The sequence below is a fragment of the Micromonospora sp. WMMD1102 genome (assembly GCF_029626265.1).
In the GTDB taxonomy this organism is placed as follows: Bacteria; Actinomycetota; Actinomycetes; order Mycobacteriales; family Micromonosporaceae; genus Plantactinospora.
Genome location: NZ_JARUBN010000001.1, coordinates 1,226,874 through 1,246,972, shown reverse-complemented (window position 1 = coordinate 1,246,972; position 20,099 = coordinate 1,226,874). Strand labels below are relative to the sequence as shown.

At 73.9% G+C, this 20,099-nt stretch carries 15 protein-coding genes and 2 pseudogenes; 4 read left to right on the top strand and 13 right to left on the bottom strand.

All coding sequences use genetic code 11. The annotated features are described in order from the left end of the window. Positions 1-181 precede the first annotated feature (181 nt). From O7626_RS05680 to O7626_RS05625, 12 genes and pseudogenes are all read right to left on the bottom strand, one after another. Positions 182-2,236: pseudogene (locus tag O7626_RS05680) on the bottom strand (EAL domain-containing protein); the annotation flags it as partial. A gap of 181 nt (positions 2,237-2,417) precedes the next feature. Further along, entirely contained in the window at positions 2,418-4,547 is a 2,130-nt protein-coding gene (gene ligA, locus O7626_RS05675; RefSeq protein ID WP_278059939.1) for an NAD-dependent DNA ligase LigA, read from the bottom strand. Between the two features lie 158 nt (positions 4,548-4,705). Beyond that, positions 4,706-5,725, bottom strand: a complete 1,020-nt coding sequence (locus tag O7626_RS05670) for an ADP-ribosylglycohydrolase family protein (RefSeq protein ID WP_278059937.1) — start codon at positions 5,723-5,725, stop codon at positions 4,706-4,708. Positions 5,726-5,907: 182 nt separating this feature from the next. Then, positions 5,908-6,282 carry a VOC family protein gene (locus O7626_RS05665; RefSeq protein ID WP_278059935.1) on the bottom strand — a complete coding sequence of 125 codons (375 nt, stop codon included), beginning with the start codon at positions 6,280-6,282 and terminating at the stop codon, positions 5,908-5,910. Positions 6,283-6,317: 35 nt separating this feature from the next. Further along, the gene (locus O7626_RS05660) at positions 6,318-7,265 is read right to left on the bottom strand and encodes a methionine synthase (RefSeq protein WP_278066063.1); all 948 of its coding nucleotides are present in this window, start codon (positions 7,263-7,265) and stop codon (positions 6,318-6,320) included. A 110-nt stretch (positions 7,266-7,375) separates the two neighbouring features. Next, positions 7,376-8,578 carry a low temperature requirement protein A gene (locus O7626_RS05655; RefSeq protein WP_278059933.1) on the bottom strand — a complete coding sequence of 401 codons (1,203 nt, stop codon included), beginning with the start codon at positions 8,576-8,578 and terminating at the stop codon, positions 7,376-7,378. A gap of 183 nt (positions 8,579-8,761) precedes the next feature. After that, complete coding sequence (gene mnmA, locus O7626_RS05650) at positions 8,762-9,844, bottom strand: tRNA 2-thiouridine(34) synthase MnmA (RefSeq protein ID WP_278059931.1); 1,083 nt, start codon at positions 9,842-9,844, stop codon at positions 8,762-8,764. 84 nt (positions 9,845-9,928) lie between these two features. Continuing rightward, complete coding sequence (locus O7626_RS05645; RefSeq protein ID WP_278059930.1) at positions 9,929-11,107, bottom strand: cysteine desulfurase family protein; 1,179 nt, start codon at positions 11,105-11,107, stop codon at positions 9,929-9,931. A 203-nt stretch (positions 11,108-11,310) separates the two neighbouring features. Then, positions 11,311-12,270 (bottom strand): electron transfer flavoprotein subunit alpha/FixB family protein, encoded by a 960-nt coding sequence (locus O7626_RS05640; protein ID WP_278059928.1) that lies wholly within the window; start codon positions 12,268-12,270, stop codon positions 11,311-11,313. A 32-nt stretch (positions 12,271-12,302) separates the two neighbouring features. Beyond that, entirely contained in the window at positions 12,303-13,082 is a 780-nt protein-coding gene (locus tag O7626_RS05635) for an electron transfer flavoprotein subunit beta/FixA family protein (RefSeq protein ID WP_278059926.1), read from the bottom strand. Between the two features lie 279 nt (positions 13,083-13,361). Next, positions 13,362-13,769, bottom strand: coding sequence for a hypothetical protein (locus tag O7626_RS05630; protein ID WP_278059924.1), 408 nt, complete (start codon positions 13,767-13,769; stop codon positions 13,362-13,364). Further along, a complete protein-coding gene (locus tag O7626_RS05625; RefSeq protein ID WP_278059923.1) occupies positions 13,766-14,587 on the bottom strand; it encodes a GNAT family N-acetyltransferase in 822 nt (273 codons plus the stop codon). Before O7626_RS05625 ends, O7626_RS05630 begins: the two co-directional genes overlap by 4 nt. A 43-nt stretch (positions 14,588-14,630) precedes the next feature. Here O7626_RS05625 and O7626_RS05620 point away from each other — a divergent pair, with 43 nt between their 5' ends. From O7626_RS05620 to O7626_RS05605, 4 genes and pseudogenes are all read left to right on the top strand, one after another. Next, positions 14,631-15,023 carry a DUF202 domain-containing protein gene (locus O7626_RS05620; protein ID WP_278059920.1) on the top strand — a complete coding sequence of 131 codons (393 nt, stop codon included), beginning with the start codon at positions 14,631-14,633 and terminating at the stop codon, positions 15,021-15,023. A 29-nt stretch (positions 15,024-15,052) separates the two neighbouring features. After that, positions 15,053-15,349: a DUF202 domain-containing protein gene (locus O7626_RS05615; RefSeq protein ID WP_278059918.1), complete on the top strand. Its 297-nt coding sequence runs from the start codon at positions 15,053-15,055 to the stop codon at positions 15,347-15,349. A gap of 28 nt (positions 15,350-15,377) precedes the next feature. Then, a complete protein-coding gene (locus O7626_RS05610) occupies positions 15,378-15,824 on the top strand; it encodes a PLDc N-terminal domain-containing protein (protein WP_278059916.1) in 447 nt (148 codons plus the stop codon). Positions 15,825-15,951: 127 nt separating this feature from the next. Next, positions 15,952-16,644 (top strand): annotated as a pseudogene (locus O7626_RS05605) (AfsR/SARP family transcriptional regulator); the annotation flags it as partial. A gap of 2,652 nt (positions 16,645-19,296) precedes the next feature. Here O7626_RS05605 and O7626_RS05600 read toward each other — a convergent pair. Beyond that, on the bottom strand, positions 19,297-20,031 hold the full coding sequence (locus tag O7626_RS05600) for an ABC transporter permease (protein WP_278066062.1): 735 nt from the start codon (positions 20,029-20,031) through the stop codon (positions 19,297-19,299). Positions 20,032-20,099 lie beyond the last annotated feature (68 nt).

The window sequence follows — 20,099 nt, the reverse complement described above, 5'->3', positions numbered from 1 at the left end:
CCCCGGTGCGCGACCCGGCCGCCTCGGCACCGGCCGGCCCGGCTCACTCCACGCTCGGATGCAGCCGGGCCGCCGCCGCGTCGACCCTGGCCGGCCCCGCGTCGGCGGTGGCCGCCTTTCCGGCGGCCGGCTCGGGCGGGCCGGTGGACGCGACCGCCGGCCCGGTGTCGCCGAGCCGGGTGCTGGGGCTGACCGGGCGGTACCGGGCGAGCCAGGTGACCAGGTCCTCCGCCGGCATCGGGCGGGCGAAGAACCACCCCTGCGCGACGTCGCAGCCGGCCTCGTGCAGCAGCCGCCAGGTCCGCTCGTCCTCCACCCCCTCGGCGACGACCCGCAGGCCCAGGGCACCGGCCAGCTCGATCACCGACCGGACGATCGCCGCGTCGTCGGCGTCGGCCGTCATCCCGAGTACGAAGGAGCGGTCGACCTTCACCTCGGCCAGCGGCAGCCGCCGCAGGTGCTGCATCGAGGAGTACCCGGTGCCGAAGTCGTCCATCGAGATGGCCACCCCGATCCGGTCCAGCCGGGTGATGGTGGCCAGTACCCGGCGCGGGTCGGCCATCAGCGCACCCTCGGTCATCTCCAGCTGGATCCGGGACGCCGGTACGCCGTACTGGGCGAGCCGTTCCGCGATCTGGTCGGTGATCTCCCCGGTGTGCAGGTCGCGGACGCTGACGTTCACCGCCGCCCGCAGGTCCAGCCCGGCGGCGGACCACTTGGCGAGCTGCTCCACCACGTCGTCGACGACCCGGCGGGTGAGCAGCCGCATCACCGCACTCTGCTCGGCGACCCGGATCAACTCCTCCGGGTCGACCATGCCGCGCCGGGGGTGCCGCCAGCGCAGCAGCGCCTCCACCCCGACCACCTCGCCGGTGGCGATCGCGATCTGCGGCTGGTAGTAGAGGGTGATCTCGCCGGCGTCGTCGGCCCCGGTCTCCAGCACCCGGCGCAGGTCGGCGAGGAGGCTGAGCCGCTCCGCCGAGTTGTGGTCGGACTCGGCGGCATAGACCGCCACCGGGTCGCCCCGGTGCTTCGCGTCGTACATCGCCACGTCGGCGTGCCGCATCAGGGTGGCGAAGTCGTCGCCGTGCTCCGGATAGAGCGCGATCCCGATCGAGCCGCCGACGTCCAGCGGCAGCCCGTCCAGCGGTACCGGGTCGGTCAGCTCCCCGACCACCGCGTCGGCGACCCGGCGGGCGTCGGCCACCCCGTCGAGCCGGGTGGCCAGGATGGCGAACTCGTCCCCGCCGAGCCGGGCGATCACGTCCGGTGGGCGTACCACGGTGCCCAGCCGGCCGGCGACCTCGACCAGCAGCCGGTCGCCGACGGCGTGCCCGAGGGCGTCGTTGACGTGCTTGAAGCGGTCCAGGTCGAGCAGCAGCAGGGCGAGGTGGCGGCCGGGCGCCTGCTTGCCGGCCAGCTCGGCGTGCGCCGCGACCTGCTCGGTGACCTCGGCGCGCAGCGCCTCCCGGTTGGGCAGCCCGGTCAGCGGGTCCAGCCGGGCGAGCTGTTCCCGCTCGGCGGAGAGCCGGGCCATCCGGGAGACCGCGTAGAGCGGCAGCACCATCATCGGCACCAGCGCCGGGCTGGTCCGGGCGGCGGCGACCAGCACCGGGGCGAGCAGCAGCAGTGACCCGGTGGCGAGCAGCTCGAATCCGAGGCCCTGCCGGATCCGGGTCCACCACCGGCCGCCGAAGCGCAACCGGACGGCGGTGGCGACCAGGCCGTGGTTGACGGTGAGCCAGGCGCCCGCCGCGCCGACCGCGACGAGTACGTCCAGCGGCCGGAGCCGACCGGTGGCCCCGAACCCGTCGCCGGGAACGAGCCGGACGACCGCGTCGGCGGCGACGAGCGCGCAGGCGTACTGGGCGATGTTGAAGATCGTGCGCCAGGACGCGTACCGCATCCGCCAGCCGGAGACGAGTACGGCGGCGGCCTGCACCGCGACGGCCGGGCCGGGCCCCCATTCCAGCGTGATGGCGAAGGTGAAGCAGATCGACGGGAAGACGGACATGCTGCGCCGCTCGGCGTGCGGGCTGAACGGGCGGGCGTCGAAGCTGACCGCGAGGGCCGCCATCAGCCAGAACGCCAGCGGCAGCCGGGGCAGCTCGGCGGGGAGGGCGAGCAGCGGCACCGCACACACCCCGACGGCCAGCCCGACGACGGCCCAGACGAAGCCGAAGAACGGCGTCGTCCGATCTGGAGGAACGGAGTTCCGCAGCGCGGCGGCCTCCATGTGACCTCCCGAGCCTCTCGGTCTGGGCGTGGCGGCTGCCACGCGACGTGCCTCCCATGAAACGCCCTGACCCGCGCCGGACGGGAGGCGACAGACGCGAATCGGGTCTAGTCGTGACTAACTTGAAATACGGCGCATCTTGCCCAACGACTTCTGTTACGCAGAGCTGATTGATCCATCACTAATCGTCACTTAGTACGAGCCTACCCGCCGCCTCCGGACCCTCGGCCAGCAGCGCGGCGAAGCCGGTCTCGTCGAGCATAGGCACCTTCAGGGCCGCCGCCTTCTCCGCCTTGGACCCCGGGTTGTCGCCGACCACCACGAAGTCGGTCTTCTTCGAGACCGAGCCGCTCACCTTGCCGCCCCGGACCCGGATCTCCTCGGCCGCCCGGTCCCGGGTGTACCCGGACAGCGTGCCGGTCACCACCACCGTCAACCCGTCCAGCGGGCGCGGACCCTCCTCGACCCGCTCCTCCGCCATCCGTACGCCCGCCGCGGCCCACTTGCGCAGCACCTCGCGGTGCCAGTCCACCTCGAACCACTCCCGCAGGCTGACCGCGATCGTCGGACCGACACCGTCCACCGCCGACAGTTCCGGCTCACCGGCCGCCTCGATCGCCGCGACCGCGCCGAACTCCCGGGCCAGCGCCTCGGCGGCGGTCGGGCCGACGTGCCGGATCGAGAGCGCCACAAGCACCCGGGACAGTGGCCGGTCCTTCACCGCCGCCAGGCTCTCCAGCAACTTCTCGGCGTTGCGGCCGAGCGTGCCGTCCTTGCGGACGAAGAACGGCACCCGGGACAGCCGTTCGGAGTCCAGATCGAACAGATCGCCCTCGTCGGTGAGCACGCCCGCGTCGAGCAGCGCACCGACCGCCTTGAAGCCGAGCACCTCGATGTCCAGCGCCTCCCGGCTGGCCAGATAGAAAATCCGCTCACGGAGCTGCGCCGGGCAGGTCCGGGCGTTCGGGCAGCGGATGTCGACGTCACCGGCCCGGGACGGCGCCAGTGCGGTGCCGCAGGCCGGGCAGCGGGTCGGCATCACGAACCTCCGGGCGTCCGCCGGCCGCAGCTCGACGATCGGCCCGAGCACCTCCGGAATGACGTCGCCGGCCTTGCGGACCACCACCGTGTCGCCGATCAGCACACCCTTGCGCTCCACCTCGTGCGCGTTGTGCAGGGTCGCCCGGGCCACCGTCGAGCCGGCCACCTTCACCGGCCGCAGCTCGGCGAACGGCGTCACCCGGCCGGTACGCCCGACGTTCACCTCGATCTCCAGCAGCTCGGTGGTGACCTCCTCCGGCGGGTACTTGAAGGCGATCGCCCAGCGGGGTGCCCGACTGGTCGAGCCGAGCCGGCCCTGGATGGCGACCGGGTCGACCTTCACCACCACCCCGTCGATCTCGTGCTCGACGTCGTGCCGGTGCTCGGCGTAGTGGTCGACGTACTCCCGGATCCCGGCCAGGTCCGGCACCACCCGCCAACGGTCACTCGTCGGCAGCCCCCAGCCGCGCAGCGCGGCGTACGCCTCGGACTGGGTGACCGGCGCGAACCCCTCCCGCGCGCCGAGCCCGTGCACGACCAGCCGCAGCGGCCGGCTCGCGGTGATCCGTGGATCCTTCTGCCGCAGGCTGCCGGCCGCCGCGTTGCGCGGGTTGGCGAACGGCGGCTTCCCCTGCTCGACCAGGCCGGCGTTCAGATCGGCGAAGGCGGCCACCGGAAAGTAGATCTCGCCCCGCACCTCCAGCAGCTCGGGTACCGGTTCGGTGCCGTCGGTCAGCCGCTCCGGCACCTCCGCCAGGGTCCGCACGTTCGCGGTGACGTCCTCGCCGATCCGGGTGTCGCCCCTCGTCGCGGCCCGGACCAGCCGGCCCTGCCGGTAGGTGAGGTTGATCGCCAGCCCGTCCACCTTCAGCTCGCAGAGGTACTCCACCGGACCGCCGGCGTCCCGCTCGATCCGCTCCACCCAGCCGGTCAGCTGTTCCTGGGTGAAGGCGTTGTCCAGCGACATCATCCGCTCGATGTGCGGGACCGGGGTGAAGAGCGTGGAGAACGTGCCGCCGACGCGCTGGGTCGGCGACTCCGGGGTACGCAGCGCCGGATAGCGCTCCTCCAGCGCCTCCAGCTCGCGCAGCAGCGTGTCGAACTCGGCGTCCGAGACGATCGGCGCGTCGAGCACGTAGTACCGGTACTGGTGGTCGGTGATCTCGGTGCTCAGCTCGGCGTGCCGGTCCCGGGCCTCGGCGGTGGGCTCCTCGCCGGCCGCCGCCTCCTGCTCGGCACCGACCTGCTGCGGGATCGCTTCCTCGGACACTCGCTGACCTCCTCGAACCTCTCCGCCAACCTAACCGGCCCCGCCCCGACGCACCGGCCGCCCGGAACACCGGGCTGTCCGGAACACCGGGCTGTCCGGCATGCCGGCTGTCCGGAACGCCGGCTGTCCGGAACGCCGGCCGCCCGGCGTACCGGCGGTCAGTCCCAGGCGGTGCCGAGGGCGGCGAGCTGGTCGGCGTACTCGATCCGGTCGGACCAGTCGGCGGGCCAGGCCGTCGTGCCGTACGCCGCGCCAACGAACGCGCCGGCCAGGCAGGCGATCGAGTCCGAGTCGCCGGAGCTGGTGGCGCCCCGGGCCAGCGCCGAGACCGGGTCGTCGGCGTGCCGGATCGCGCAGAACAGGGCGGTGGCCAGTGCCTCCTCGGCGATCCAGCCCGCACCGGTGGCCGCGCACGGATCGGTCCCGTGGTCGGGGACCGCCAGCGCCGCGTCCAGCGCGTCGAGTGCGCCGAGGCACTCGTCCCAGCCCCGGGCGACGAAGGTGACCGGGTCGGTGACGCCCGGCCGCTGCCACAGGTCGCCGAGCCAGTCCGCCCGGTAGACGGTGCGCTGCCGCAGCGCCCGGTCCCGGAGCAGGCCGGGCAGCTCGGCGAGCGCGGCGCCGTCCCGGAGCACCCGGACGGCGTACGCGGTCAGCTCGCTCGCGGCCAGCCCGGTCGGATGCCCGTGGGTCAGCCCGGCCTGCAACTGGGCGATCCCGGCGAGCGTGTCCAGGTCGTAGCCGGGAACCAGGCCGACCGGGGTGACCCGCATGTTGGCGCCGCATCCCTTCGAGCCGGCGATCGTCGCCGCCTGCCAGCGCAGCCCCTCGGCCAGCCCGCCGCAGGCGCGCAGGCAGGTCATCCCGGGCGCGCGATTGTTCTCCGGACTCCGCGCCCAGGCCACGAAACGCGCCCGGAGCAGCGGCTCCAGCACCTCGGGGGTGGCCACCGGCCCGGCCTCGCGCAGCGCATGGCCGACGGCCAGCGCCATCTGGGTGTCGTCGGTGACCCGGGCCGGCTCCCCGACCAGCTCGCGGGGGCCGGTCGGGCCGTACCGCCGGTGGATCTCGGCGACCGGCAGGAACTCGGTCGGTGCCCCGAGCGCGTCACCGTAGGCCAGCCCGAAGAGCGAGCCCGAGGCCCGGTCGGCGACCGCCGCGGCACCCTGATCATGCATGGCGGCCATCCTCCCCGAGCCGCCCCCGCATCGCCACCCGCTCCCCGAAGCCGCTAGGTCAGGCCAGCGCCGAACCAGCGCCGGGTCAGCCTCCGACCAGCGCCGGGCCAGCGCCGGGCCAGCCTCCGACCAGCGCCGGATCGGCGCCGGGCCAGCCTCGGGTGGCGCCGGGTCGGCGCCGGTCAGTCGTCCCAGCAGAGGCAGAACGGGTGGCCGACCGGATCGGCGTAGACCCGGAAGCCCTCGCCCGAGCCGGGCAGCCGGGTGGCGCCCAGGGCCAGCGCCTTGGCCTCGGCCTCCTCGACGTCGTCGACGGTGACGTCCAGATGGAACTGCTGCGGCCGGTTCGGGTCGGGCCAGCGAGGCTCCCGCAGGTTGACCGCCTTCTGGAAGGCGAGCCGGGGCTGTTGGCCGGGCTCGCCGCCGAGCACCACCCAGCTGTCCTCGTCGTCGAGCTTCCGGTCGTCGACGGGCAACCCGAGCAGCTCGGCATAGAAGGTGGCCAGGGCCCGAGGGTCCGGGCAGTCGATGACGACGGAACGCAGTTGACCGATCATGCGCCCATCCTGCCCTGGGACTGTGACAGGAAAACCTACTCCTCGGCGAGTCGGCGGCCGGCGTCCCGGCAGGCGGTGAGGACGGTCCGGGCGTACTCGTCGGTGGCGCCGGCCAGCCCGCAGGCCGGGGTCACCACCACCTGCTCGGCCAGCCGGGCGCGCGGGAAGCCGAGCCGGTCCCAGAGCTGGCGTACCCGGTCGGCGAGCTGGGCCGACGACGGCCGGCGCCCGCCGGGCGGCGGCAGCGTCGGTGCGACCCCGCCGAAGAGGCCGAGCCCGGCGTCGATCGCCTCGCCGAGCGGGTCGAGGCGGTCCACCAGGGCCAGGTCGAGCGCGACCGCCAGCGCGCCGGTGGAACGGACCAGTTCCAGGGGTACCTCCGGGGCACAGCAGTGCAGCACGACCGGCACGTCGACCGCCGACACCACACTGCCGAGCAGCCCCGTCGCCGTCGCCGACTCGACCGGCCGGTACGTCCCCAGCCCGCTCTCGGTCGGAATCCGCCCGGCCAGTACGGCGGGCAGCGCCGGCTCGTCCAGTTGCAGCAGTACCGTGGCCCGGGGCAGCCGGCGGCGGACCTGTGCCACGTACCCGCGCAGCCCCTCGGCGAGCGACCCGGTCAGATCCCGGACCGCACCGGGGTCGCGGAGCAGCCAACCGCCGACCGGCAGCTCGACGTTGGCGGCCAGGGTGAGCGGACCGGCCGCGGCGACCTTGAAGGTGCCGGTGAACTCGCCGGCCTGCTCGGTCATCTGATCCAGGTCACGTTCCAGCAGGTCACGGGCGCGGCGCAGGTCCCGCCCCGGACGGCCGGCGATCCGCCACCGGGCGGCGTAGACCTCGACCGGCAGGTCGACCAGCAGTCCGGCGCCGCGGCCCACCAGATCGGCGCCCGGACCCCGGGCGGGCAGTTCGGGCAGGTACGGCACGGGCAGCTCGCCCAGCGCGATCCGCTGCGCTTCGGCGATGTCGGTGCCGGGCATCGACCCGATGCCGGACGCCGCCCCGCGCGGCCAGGGCCATCGAGCCCCGCCGTCCCGCTCCGCCGGCACCGGCCGCTCTTCGTCGGCCCGCGCCGGCTGCTGTTGATCGGTCACCCCGGCAGGTTATCCCGGCCCGGGTCGCCGTCCCGCCGCCCACCGGGGATGAAGGCGTAGCCGAGGATGACGGCGAGCAGGATCGCGGCGCTCACCATTCCCACCGCCAGTGGCGGCAGCCGGACCAGGCCGGGCGTGGCGGCGAGCAGCAGCACCAGCGCGGTGCTGGCGCGCCATACCGGATGCCCGTAGACCAGCCGGCCCAGCAGGGCCCGCCCGGAAAGGAACAGCACGGTACCGCCGACGATCGCCAGCGACCAGGAAGGGCGTGCCGGGTCGAGCGGATGGGTGAGCATCACCTCGGCACCCACGCCGGTGAGTACCGCCCCGGCGACCAGCAGTGCGTGACCGTACGCCGCGAAGACCCCGCCCCGGGGCTGGTTGCGCTCGATCGCCCCGCCGAGCGAGCCGCTGAGCGGTACGAAGTAGATCCAGAGCATCAGGCCGGCCTCGACGAAGATCACGGCGACCGCCCCGGTCTGGGCCAGCCCCATCCCCACCCGCGCGTACGTCAGGCCGGTGACCAGGATGATCTCGCCGAGCGCGATGATGAAGATCTGCCGGTAGCGCTCGGAGAGGTGCTCGCCGACCACCCGCAACTGGGCCGGTGGCAGCCGCCCGAGCCAGGGCACCGGCCAGCCCAGCGAGGGGATGAAGTAGTCCAGTCCGATCGCCACCAGCCAGAGCACCTGGCGAGCCGTGCCGGTGACGAGGCCGCCGGCGATCCAGGGGACCGCCGAGACGATGAACCAGAGCGCCACCAGCAGGCTCCGCCGCTGGATCGGATGACCGCGCAACGCCGGCAGCAGCAGCGCGGCCCGACCGAGGTGCACCAGGACGTACGCCCCGGCGAACATCAGCCCGTGCTCGCCGTACGCCCCCGGGATGGCGGCGGTGGTCAGCAGACCCACGAACATCACGCCGAGCACCAGCCCCCGGATCAGCGGCTGGTTGGGGTCGTACCAGTCGGTCGACCAGGCGGTGGCGACCCAGATCCACCACATCGCGGCGAGCAGGACCGCCGTCTGGCCGGCGTTGCGCCAGTCGAGGTCGCCGGCCAGCCGGGTCGAGAGCAGCGCGAACGAGACGATGAAGGCGAGGTCGAAGAAGAGTTCGAGGAACGACGCCTGACGGGAGTGCGCACTCTGCCGGAGCAGCCGTTCCGGTCCCGACCGCTCCGCCCGCTGCTCCCCCGTCAATTCCTCCGCCTTGCCCGGTTCGCCCTGGTATTCGTACCACGGCGCAGCCCTTCGCCTCCGACGGAACACGGTTTCTCGGCGGCGCTGCTGACGGGCGGCTGAGCTGGCGACGCCGATCGGCCAGCCTCAGCCGGCGACAGTGTCGACGCACCAGCCTCGGCCGGCGGCGGTGACCCGCGCGGCTCAGCTGGCGGCGCTGATGGTGGCGGAGCCGAGCACGACGTCGCCGTCCGGGTCGGGGCGGTAGGCAACGATCGCCTGCCCCGCCGCGACACCCCGGACCGGCTCGCGCAGCTCGGCGCGCAGCCCCGGGTGCCCGTCCAGCCGGACCGTGGCCGGCACCACCTGGCCGTGCGCCCGCAGCTGCACCTCGCAGTCGAACGCGCCGACCGGCGGCGGGCCGGCCGTCCACACCGGACGTTCACCGGTGACCGTGCGGACCTCCAGCGCCTCGGCCGGGCCCACCGTCACGGTGTTGGTCTTCGGCGTGATCGAGAGCACGTACCGGGGCCGGCCGTCCGGGGCCGGCACCCCGAGCGCCAGCCCCTTGCGCTGCCCGACCGTGTAGGCGTACGCGCCGCTGTGCGCGCCGACCACGGCACCGGTGCGGGCGTCGACGATGTCACCGGGGGCCTCACCCAACCGGTCGGCGAGGAAGCCCCGGGTGTCACCGTCGGCGACGAAACAGATGTCGTGCGAGTCGGGCTTGTCGGCCACCGCCAGCCCCCGCCGGGCCGCCTCGGCGCGCACCTGCGCCTTGGTCGAGTCGCCGAGCGGGAAGATCGACCGGTCCAGCTGCTCCCGGGTCAGCACCCCGAGCACGTACGACTGGTCCTTGGCCAGGTCGACACTGCGCCGGAGCAGCCCGTCCGGGCCGAGCCGGGCGTGGTGGCCGGTGACCACCGCGTCGAAGCCGAGCGCCACCGCCCGGTCCAGTACGGCAGCGAACTTGATCTTCTCGTTGCACCGCAGGCAGGGATTCGGAGTGCGCCCCGCCGCGTACTCGGCGACAAAGGTCTCCACCACGTCTTCGTGGAACCGGTCCGCCAGGTCCCACACGTAGAACGGGATACCGAGTACGTCCGCCGCCCGCCGGGCGTCCCGGGAGTCCTCCAGGGTGCAGCAGCCCCGGGCACCGGTCCGGTACGTCTGCGGATTGCGCGCCAGCGCCAGATGCACCCCGGTGACGTCGTGGCCCGCCTCCACCGCCCGCGCGGCGGCGACCGCAGAGTCGACCCCGCCGGACATCGCTGCCAGTACCCTCACCCTGACGAGGGTAGCCGGTCAGGAGGGGCCCCTTCTTATCGCCTTTTGCATATGCGGGGGCCCTTCCTTACGACTAACCTCCGGTCAGCTCCGGGCGGACTTGACCGCGCCGGCCCGGCGGGCCCGCTCGACCACTGCGGGCAGCGCGGCGACCAGCGCGTCGACCTCCGCGGCGGTCGAGGTGTGCCCGAGCGAGAACCGCAGCGAGGACCGGGCCCGGTCGTCGTCGGCGCCCATCGCCAGCAGCACGTGCGAGGGCTGGGCCACCCCGGCCGAGCAGGCCGATCCGGTCGAGCAGGCGATGCCCTGCGCGTCCAGCAGCATCAGCAGGGCGTCGCCCTCGCAGCCGGGGAACGAGAAGTGCGCGTTGCCGGGCAGCCGGTCGGTCGGATCGCCGTTGTAGAGCGCCTCCGGCACCGCCTGCCGGATCCGGGCCACCAGGTCGTCCCGGAGCGCGGCGACCCGGGTCGCGTACTCCTGCTGGGTCTTCACCGCGGTCTCGACCGCGACGGCGAAGGCGACGATCCCGGCGGCGTCCAGGGTGCCGGAACGGACGTCCCGCTCCTGCCCGCCGCCGTGCAGCACCGGGGTGCAGCCGACGTCCCGGCCGAGCAGCAGCGCGCCCACCCCGACCGGCCCGCCGAGTTTGTGCCCGGTCAGGGTCAGCGCGGCCACCCCGCTGGCGGCGAAGTCGACAGGCACCTGACCGACCGCCTGCACGGCGTCGGAGTGGAACGGAATCCCGTACGACGCGGCCACCTCGGCGAGCGCGGCGACCGGTTGCACCGTACCGACCTCGTTGTTCGCCCACATCGCGGTCACCAGGGCGACCTCGTCGCCGTACTCGTCGAGAACGGCGGCCAGCCGGTCCGGGTCGAGCCGACCCGACCGGTCGACCGGCAGCCAGTCGGCGGTCGCCCCCTCGCGGGTGGCCAGCCACTCGATCGAGTCCAGCACCGCGTGGTGCTCGACGGCGCTGGCGACCACCCGGTTCCGCCCCGGCGCGGCGGCCCGCCGTGCCCAGAAGATGCCCTTGACCGCGAGGTTGTCGCTCTCGGTGCCGCCCCCGGTGAAGACCACCTCGGAGGGCCGGGCACCCAGGGCGGCGGCGATCCGCTCCCGGGACTCCTCCACCCGGCGCCGGGCGTGCCGTCCGGCGGCGTGCAGGGAGGACGGGTTGCCGACCTCGCGAGCGGTCGCGAGGTACGCCTCCAACGCCGCGTCGAGCATCGGAGTGGTCGCCGCGTGATCCAGGTAGTTCATCAACGTCCAGCCTAGTGCCAGGGTTCGCCGTCACCGGCCCGGCCGTCGGCCGGCGGAGCCGGCCCGGCCGTCGGCCGGCGGAGCCGGCCCGGCTCCGGCGCCGCTACCGCCGATTCCGGCGCTGGCCAGCGACGGAACCCGGCCGGGCGCCCGGAAGGCGACCCGGCCGGGTATCGCAGGTCACACCTGCCGTTGCCGGTCGGCTAACGGCGCTTGCGGATCTCCTCGGCAGCCTGCGGCACGATTTTGAACAGGTCACCGACCACGCCGAAGTCGGCCAGCTCGAAGATCGGCGCCTCGCCGTCCTTGTTCACCGCGACGATCGTCTTCGAGGTCTGCATCCCGGCCCGGTGCTGGATCGCGCCGGAGATGCCGAGCGCCACGTAGAGCTGCGGCGAGACGGTCTTGCCGGTCTGCCCCACCTGGAACTGGTGCGGGTAGTAGCCCGAGTCGACGGCCGCCCGGGAGGCGCCGACCGCACCGCCGAGCAGGTCGGCCAGCTCCTCGACCAGCTTGAAGTTGTCGGCGTTGCCGACGCCGCGACCGCCGGAGACCACCACCGAGGCTTCGGTCAGCTCCGGCCGGCTGCCCTTCTGCTCGGCCACCCGGTCGACCACCCGGGCCAGCCGGTCGGCGTCGCCGAGCGCCACGTCGAGCTGCTCGACGGCGGGCGTGGCAGGGGCGGGGCTCGGGGTGACCGAGTTCGGGCGCAGGGTCACCAGCGGCAGGCCCCGGGTCACCTTCGAGGTGACGATCGTCGAGCCGGCGAAGGCGACCTGGCTGGCGGTGCCGTCGGCGGCCAGTCCGACCACGTCGGTGAGCAGGCCGTTGTCCAGCTTGACCGCCAGCCGACCGGCGATCTCCTTGCCCTCCTGGCTGGATGCGAGCAGTACGGCGGCCGGTTGCACCCGGCGGACCAGCTCGGCGAGTACTGTCGCCTTCGGCGCCACCAGATGGCCGTCGATCTCCTCGTGCTCGGCCGCGTAGATCTTGGCCGCGCCGTACTCGCCCAGCCTGTCGCCGAGCGCGGCGGCGGCGCCGGGACCGCCGAGCACCACCGCGGCCGGGGTGCCCAGCTCGCGGGCGAGCGTGAGCAGCTCCAGGGTCACCTTCTTGACGCCGAACTCGCGGGTCGCCTCGACGACGACGAGAACCTCGGTCATGACTTTCTCCTCCTGATTCCCTGTCGCGTCGCTCAGACGAACTTCTCGGTGGCGAGGAACTCGACAAGCCGCGCGCCGCCGGTGCCGTCGTCGGTGATCCGCTCGCCGCCGGAGCGCTCCGGGCGGCGGCTGTGCTCGACCACCGTGCTGGTGGCTCCGGCGAGGCCGACCTCGTCGGCGGCGACGCCCAGGTCGGCCAGGGCGAGCGTCCGCACCGGCTTCTTCTTGGCCGCCATGATGCCCTTGAAGGAGGGGTAGCGGGGCTCGTTGATGGTGTCCCAGACCGAGACCACGGCCGGGGTGGCGGCGGTGACCACCTCGTAACCCTCCTCGGTCTGCCGCTCCACCGTGAGGCTGCCGCCGTCCACGGTCAGCTTGCGGGCGCCGGTCAGCGCGGCGATGCCGAGCCGCTCGGCGAGCATGTGCGGCATCACCTGCACCCGGCCGTCGGTCGACTCGGCGCCGCAGAGCACCAGGTCGGCGTCGAGCTGGCCGAGCGCGGCGGCGAGCACCTTGGAGGTGGCCACGGCGCAGGAGCCGTGCAGGGCGTCGTCGAGCACGTGCACGGCCTTGTCCGGGCCCATCGACAGCGCCTTGCGGATCGACTCGGCGGCCTTCTCCGGACCCATGGTCAGCACGGTCACCTCGCCGCCGTGCGCCTCCTTGATCCGCAACGCCTCCTCGATGGCGTACTCGTCCATCTCGTTTATGACGTTGTTTGCCGACCCCCGGTCGACGGTGTTGTCGTCACTGCGCAGGCTACGGTCCGCGCCCGAGTCGGGCACCTGCTTGACGAGTACGACGATGTTCATCGCGCTTCGACGACCCTCCTGTGAATGGCGATCCCCGCTGATCGTGGCGATCGGCACCGGTTGCTCGGGAGCAGCCTCCCGCGTTCCTTAACGATCGGTCAACCGAAGTCCGGAGCGCTGGTACGCGCCGGGGTGTGGCATTACTTACGGTCAAGGTTACCCGCAAGTAGCTTAGTGTTTCCGGCACCGGCGGAGTGACCCGGCTCACCGACCCGCGCGCCAGCCCACCCCGACGCCCGGCAGCCCACCCGACGCCCGCCAGCCAACCGGCGGTCGGCCTCAGTCGGCCGCGCCCAGCGCCTCCCGTACCGTCGCCATCATCGCCGCCTCGCTCGGGCTGATCCCCGCGTGCGCCCGGGCCACCTCCTCGGTGGCCCGCAGCACCGCCGACCGGTAGCTGGCCACCTCGCCGGGCGCCTTGCGACGGAGGATCTCCACCGACCGGCGCAGCGCGGGCAGCACCGTCGCCGGCACCTCGGTCGGCGACCCGCCCGGCAGGCGCGGCAGCGCACCGGTGGTGAGCAACTCCCGGACCAGGCCGGTGGTGCCGGCGAACGCGTTCGACGCGGCCAGACTCTCCTTGATCATCGAGAGGGCGCCCGGCTCGGCGTTCGACACCAGGAAGACCGCGCCGAAGGCGGCACCCTTCAGGGTCGCCCGCTCCTCCTCGGTCAGCGGTTGCGTCACGGAGTCGGAGTGTAGACGTACGGCGTGGTCGTGGTGACCGGGACGAAGCCGAGCCGCTGGAGGATCGGCCGGCTGTCGTCCGAGGCGTCCACCTGCAACAGGGTGAAGCCCCGGGCCTCGGCCAGCCGGGCCCGGTGGGCCACCAGCGCCCGGTAGATGCCCCGGCGGCGCCAGTGCGGCAGGGTCGCCCCGCCCCACAGGGTGCCGAACCGGGTGCCGGGCACGAACCGGATCCAGGCGGCGCTGACCAGCTCGTCGTCGGTCTCGGCCAGCACGATCGTCAGCGGCGGCTGGTCCAGCCCCGCGCCGGCCGCCAGCTCCCGCTCCAGCCCGTCGGCCAGCCAGCGCCCGTCGTCGGCACCGCCCCAGACCCGGGCCTTCAGCTCCGCGATCCGGTCCAGGTCCGGGCGGCCGGTCACCTCGCGCAGGCGTACCCCGTCGGGCGGCACCGGCAGGGTGGCCGCCAGCGACGCGACCGGGCCGATCACCACGGTCTCCCGCTCCTCCGGCACGAAACCGGCGGCCAGCAGCCGGTCCGGCAGGTCCGCCGGCTCGTCGTGGCCGTGCAGCTTCCACTCGACCTGCTGGCCCAGCCCGGCGAAGAAGTTCCGCTGCCGGACGATCAGCTGGTCCAGCGCCGCACCGGTCAGCCCGCCCAGATCCCGGTACGTGACGAAGCCGCCCCGGTCCAGGCCCTGGATCCGCAGCAGCGGGCCGTCCCGGTCCACCGTCACCCCGGTCGGCACCGGCTCCGGCGGGCGGGCCCGCAACTGGTTGTCGTACGCGGACCGCAGCACATCGGCGTCGAGATCACTCACCCGCCCAGGCTACGGGCCAGGTCCACCCGATAACCTGGCGAACGTGTACCAGGCCGTCCGGCGGTGGTTCGACCCGCGCGAGCTGCGGGAGGTCGGCGAGACGCCGGACTACCGCTTCTCGCTGGCCAACGAGCGGACCTTCCTGGCCTGGCTGCGTACCGGGCTGGCGCTGGTCGCCGGTGGGCTCGCCGTGGCGCAGTTCCTGCCGCCGATGCCGGTCCCGCACCTGCGCGAGGCGCTCGCCGTGGCCCTGCTGCTGCTCGGCGGGACGGTGGCGATCCGCGCGGTGGACCACTGGGCGCGCACCGAGCGGGCGATCCGGCTCGGCGAGGAACTGCCCGCCTCACGGTTCCCCGCCGTACTCGCCCTGCTTGTCGGGCTCGGCGTCGTACTCCTGGTGGTGGCGGTGCTGGTGCAGGCCGCCCGGAGCCCGTGAGCCCACGACGGGCCGGGCCGGGACACCCGGTGCCGGGACGGGACGCCGGGCTCGCCGTCGAGCGGACCCGGCTGGCCTGGCGGCGCACCGTACTGGCGGCCGGCGTGGTCGCGGTACTCACCGTTCGGCTGGCCCTCTCCGGCGGTACCGTCGGGGCACTGGTAGCCGCGCTGGCCGGGCTGGGCTGGCTCGGCGTACTGCTGGCGACCCTCCCCCGGCTCGCCGGCCGGCGGAACCGGTCCGGCCGGGCACTCGCGGTGACCGCCCTGGTCACCGCCGGTTTCGCCGGACTCGGCCTGCTCCTGCTGCTGGCACCGGTGCGCTGAGCGGGATCGGGTACGTCATCATGGCGGGATGGTCCGCCTCTACGCGCTCCTCGCCATCGGACAGCTCATCCTGGCCGCCGTCGCGCTGATCAGCTGCCTCTCGGCCGAGGAAGACGAGATCCGCGCCCTCCCCCGGTTCGCCTGGGTCCTGATCATCCTGTTCTTCCCGCTGGTCGGCTCGATCGCCTGGTTCGTGGCCGGACGGCCGGTCCGCCCCGACCGGCCGGGCGCCGCCGGTCGGCCGAGCGCCGCCGGTCGGCCGAGCGCCGCCGGTCGGCCGAGCGCCGGTCGGGACCGGCCACAGCCGCTGGCCCCCGACGACGACCCGGAGTTCCTCCGCTCCCTGAACGACGAGCAGTCGAAGCGGGACCGCGAGCTGCTGGACCGCTGGGAGCAGGACCTCCGCCGCCGGGAGGACGACCTGCGCCGCGGCAACGGCGAGCCGCCCCGCGAAGAGGACAAGCCGGAGGCCTGACGTCCCGAGAGGCGGTCGCCTCACCGTTCCGGCGGACCCGCCGGGGAGACGGCCGTGCCGGACCGCGCTGGGACCCTGCCGGACCGCCGGGAGCGTGCCGGGCACAATCGACGGCGTGCGGATCGCCATGCTCGGGCCGCTGGAGGTCACCAGCGGCACCGGGGCACCGGTACCGGTCAGTGGTGCCCGGTTGCGCCGGCTGCTGATCCTGCTCGCCCTCGACGCCGACCGGGTCGTCGACACCGGTCGACTGACCGACGGGCTGTGGGAGGGCGAGCCACCGGCAGGTACCGCGAACGCGTTGCAGGCCCTGGTCTCCCGGCTCCGGCGAGCCGTACCGGACCTGCCGGTCGAGTCGCACCCGACCGGCTACCGACTGGCACTCGCACCGACGTCGGTGGACGTACGCGAATTCGAACGACTGGTCTGCGCCGGACGCGCCCTGCTCCACTCCGACCCGTCCGGCGCGGCAGCGGTACTCGCCGACGCCCTCGGCCTGTGGCGCGGACCCGCACTGGCCGACGTGGCGCGGGCCGGCTTCGCCCGGGGACCGGCGGCCCGGCTCGACGAGTTGCGGCTGACCGCCGCCGAGGAACGGACCGACGCCCGGCTCGCCGCCGGGGAGGCCGCCGCACTGGTACCCGAACTGCGAGCCCTGGTCGAGGCCCACCCGCTCCGGGAACGCTTCACCGGGCAACTCATCCGGGCGCTCCGAGCCACCGGCCGGTCCGCCGAGGCGCTGGCCGCGTACGCCCGACTGCGGCGCACCCTGGCGGAGACCCTCGGCACCGAGCCCGCCCCGGAACTCGCCGCACTGCACCTCGATCTGCTCCGGGGAGCGGAGCTGGTCGCCGGGGCGGCGAACCCGTCGACCGGTGGCCGGACGCCGAAGGTCGGCCCGCCTTCGATCGACGGCCGGACGCCGACGGTCCGCCCGACCGGCAACCTGCCGACCCCGTTGACCAGTTTCGTCGGTCGGCGCCTGGACATCACCCGGGTCACCGAGCTGCTCTCCGGATGCCGGCTTGTCACCCTCACCGGCCCCGGCGGCGCCGGCAAGACCCGGCTGGCCGTCGAGTCGGCCCGTACCCTGTCCAGCCGGGACCGCTACCCCGGATGGCTTGTCGAACTCGCCCCGGTGACCGACGGCGCCGAGGTGGCCCAGACCATCCTCCAGGTGCTCGGGCTGCGCGAACAGGGCATGCTGGCCGCCCGCAACCGGAACCCCGACGCCGGGACGGCGGACCCGGTCAGCCGGCTGGCCGGGGCGATCGGCTCGCGGCGGATGCTGCTCCTGCTGGACAACTGCGAACACGTCGTCGAGGCGGCCGCCCGCGTCGCCGACCGGCTGCTCGGCGCCTGCCCGGAACTGCGGGTGCTGGCCACCAGCCGGGAGCCGCTCGGCATCACCGGCGAGACGCTCTGCCCGGTCGAACCGCTGCCGCTGCCGCCCCCGGGCGCCGAACCGGCGGAGGCGATCCGCTACCCGGCGGTCCGGCTGCTCGCCGACCGGGCCGGCGCGGTACGCCCGGACTTCTCCGTGGACGACGACACCGTCGCCGCGGTGACCCGGATCTGCCGGTCGCTGGACGGCATGCCGCTCGCCATCGAGCTGGCCGCCGCCCGGCTGCGCAACATGACCGCCGGCCAGGTCGCTGCCCGGCTGGACGACCGGTTCCGGCTGCTCACGAACGGCAGTCGTACCGCGCTGCCCCGGCACCAGACCCTGCGCGCCGTGTTCGACTGGAGTTGGGAGCTGCTCGACGACGCCGAGCGGACACTCTGGCGGCGGTTGGCGGTGTTCAGTGGCGGCGCGACCTTGGACGCGATCGAGCGGATCTGCGCTCCGGACGGCGCGGTGCGGCACCGCGAGCGGCGTGCTGGCGCGCTCGACCGCGCCGAGGTGTTCGACCGGCTCTCCGCGCTTGTCGACAAGTCGCTGGTAGTGGTCAGCGGCGACGGCGAGCCGCGCTACCGGATGCTGGAGACCATTCGGGAGTACGGGCTGCACCGGCTGGCCGAGGCCGGTGAGGTGGACCGGATGCGGCGGGTGCACGCCGAGGACTTCCTCGCGGTCGCCCGGCTCGCCGACGCCGAACTGCGCGGTGCCGACCAGCTCCGCTGGCTCGGCTGGCTGGTCGCCGAGCACGACAACCTGCACGCCGCGCTGCGCTGGGCGATCGGCACCCGATCCACCGGTACCGCCGTCGGACTCGTCGCCGCCCTCGGCTGGTACTGGTGGATGCGCGGCCTGCGGGTCGAAGGTGTCGAACTGGCCCTGCTGGCGATGTCCCTGCCCGGGATCGACCGGCTGCCGCCGCCGGAGGTGGCCACCGCCGAGATGCTGACCGGGATGAACCTGCGCGCCGTCGACGGCAGCGTCGCCGAGAGCGGCGAATGGCTGGCCAGGGCGGCCCGGACCGCCCAGGGGCACGAAGCTGCCCGACCGCTGCTGCGGCTGGTCGAACCGATGTCGGTGATGTTCGAGTCGCACCGCTCCAAGCCCGCGTTCGAGGTGCTGGCTACCCGGTTCGATGACCCCGACCCGTGGGTGCGGGCGACCGCCCGGATGTTCCACGCCTACTCGGAAATCAACAGCGGCGGATCGATCGGTGCCGCCGAGGCCGGCATGACGGCCGCGTTGGAGGGGTTCCGGTCGGTCGGCGACCGGTGGGGGGCCGCGTACGCGCTCTGGGCACTCGCCGAGCTGGCCGGTCAGGACGGCGAGCACGGCCGGGCCGCCGGCTTCCAGTCGGCGGCGCTGGAGCTGATCCGCCTGGTGGGCGCCGCCGAGGACCTGCCGGTGATGCAGGTCCGGCTGGCCCGCGAGCTGTGGCTGCTCGACCGGCAGGACCAGGCCCTCGAGCTGCTGGCCGACGCCGAGCAGCAGGCCGAGCGGATCGGCGCGGACGAGTGCCGGGCGGCGGTCGCCCACGAGTACGCCGAGATCCTGCGCAGCCGGGGCGACCTGGTCGGCGCCCGACAGCGGCTCGACCAGGTCGCCGGACTGGTCACCACGCGGACGATGTCGCCGCAGTGGCGGGCGATGCTCGCCTCCTCGTCCGGGGCGGTGACCGCCGCGCTCGGCGACCTCCCCGGCGCCCGGCACCACCACGAGCGGGCGCTCGGCTTCGCGCTGGAGTTCCAGGATGCCCCGGTGCTCGCCGGCGTGCTGGCGGGCTTCGCCGACCTGGCACTGCGGCTCGGCAGCCCGGTCGAGGCGGCCCGGCTGCTCGGCGCGGCGGACCGGGTACGGGGCGGACCGGACCATTCGCTGCTGAGCGCGGGACAGCTCGAGGCGGCCGTCCGGGACGCGCTCGGCGCGGCGGGCTTCGCGGCCGCGTTCGGGCAGGGCCGGCAGGCGGTCACCGTGCCTACCGCCCTGCCCGACCTGGTCCGGCAGGCCGTCACCGTGCCTACCGCCCTGCCCGACCTGCCCGACCTGGTCCGGCAGGCCGTTCCCGGCCACGGCTCAGGTCCGCCGGATGACCGCCCGGACGGCGAGCGGGGCGAAGACCGCCGCGATACCGACCGCCCAGATCAGCGAGGTGACGATCGGCCCCGACTCCGGACCGGAGACCAGCAGCCCACGTAGCGCGTCGGCCAGCGTGGAGACCGGGTTCACCTTCACCCAGGCCTGTAGCCAACCGGGCATGCTCTCGGTCGGCACGAAGACGTTGCTGGTGAAGGTCAGCGGGAAGAGCAACGTGAAACCGAAGATCTGCACCTTGTCCGGCTCACTGGCCAACACCCCGACCAGCACCGAGATCCAGGCGGCGGCCAGTGAGAAGGCCAGCAGCAGCGCGAACGCGCCGAGTACCCCGAGCGGGCCGGTGCCGATGCGGAAGCCGAGCACCATCCCGACGCCGAGCAGCAGCGCTATCGACCAGGCCTGCTTGACCGTGTCGGCGACGATCCGGCCGGCCAGCGGCGCCCAACGGGCGATCGGCAGCGAACGCAGCCGGTCGAAGACACCCTTGGTCAGGTCGGTGTTCAGCCCGAACCCGGTGGTCATGGTCGCGAAGAGCGCGTTCTGCACCATGATGCCGGGCAGCATGAAGCGCAGGTAGTCGACCGGGCTGTCGGCGATCGCGCCGCCGAAGACGTAGGTGAAGAGCAGTACGAACATCAGCGGCTGGATGCTCAGGTCGAGCAGTTCCATCGGGTTGTGCTTGATCTGCACCAGGCTGCGCCAGGCGAGGGTCATGGTGTGCCGGATTCCCGCCAGCGGGCCGACCCGCCCGGTCGGCACCGGCAGCGGGGCGTCGAACGTCG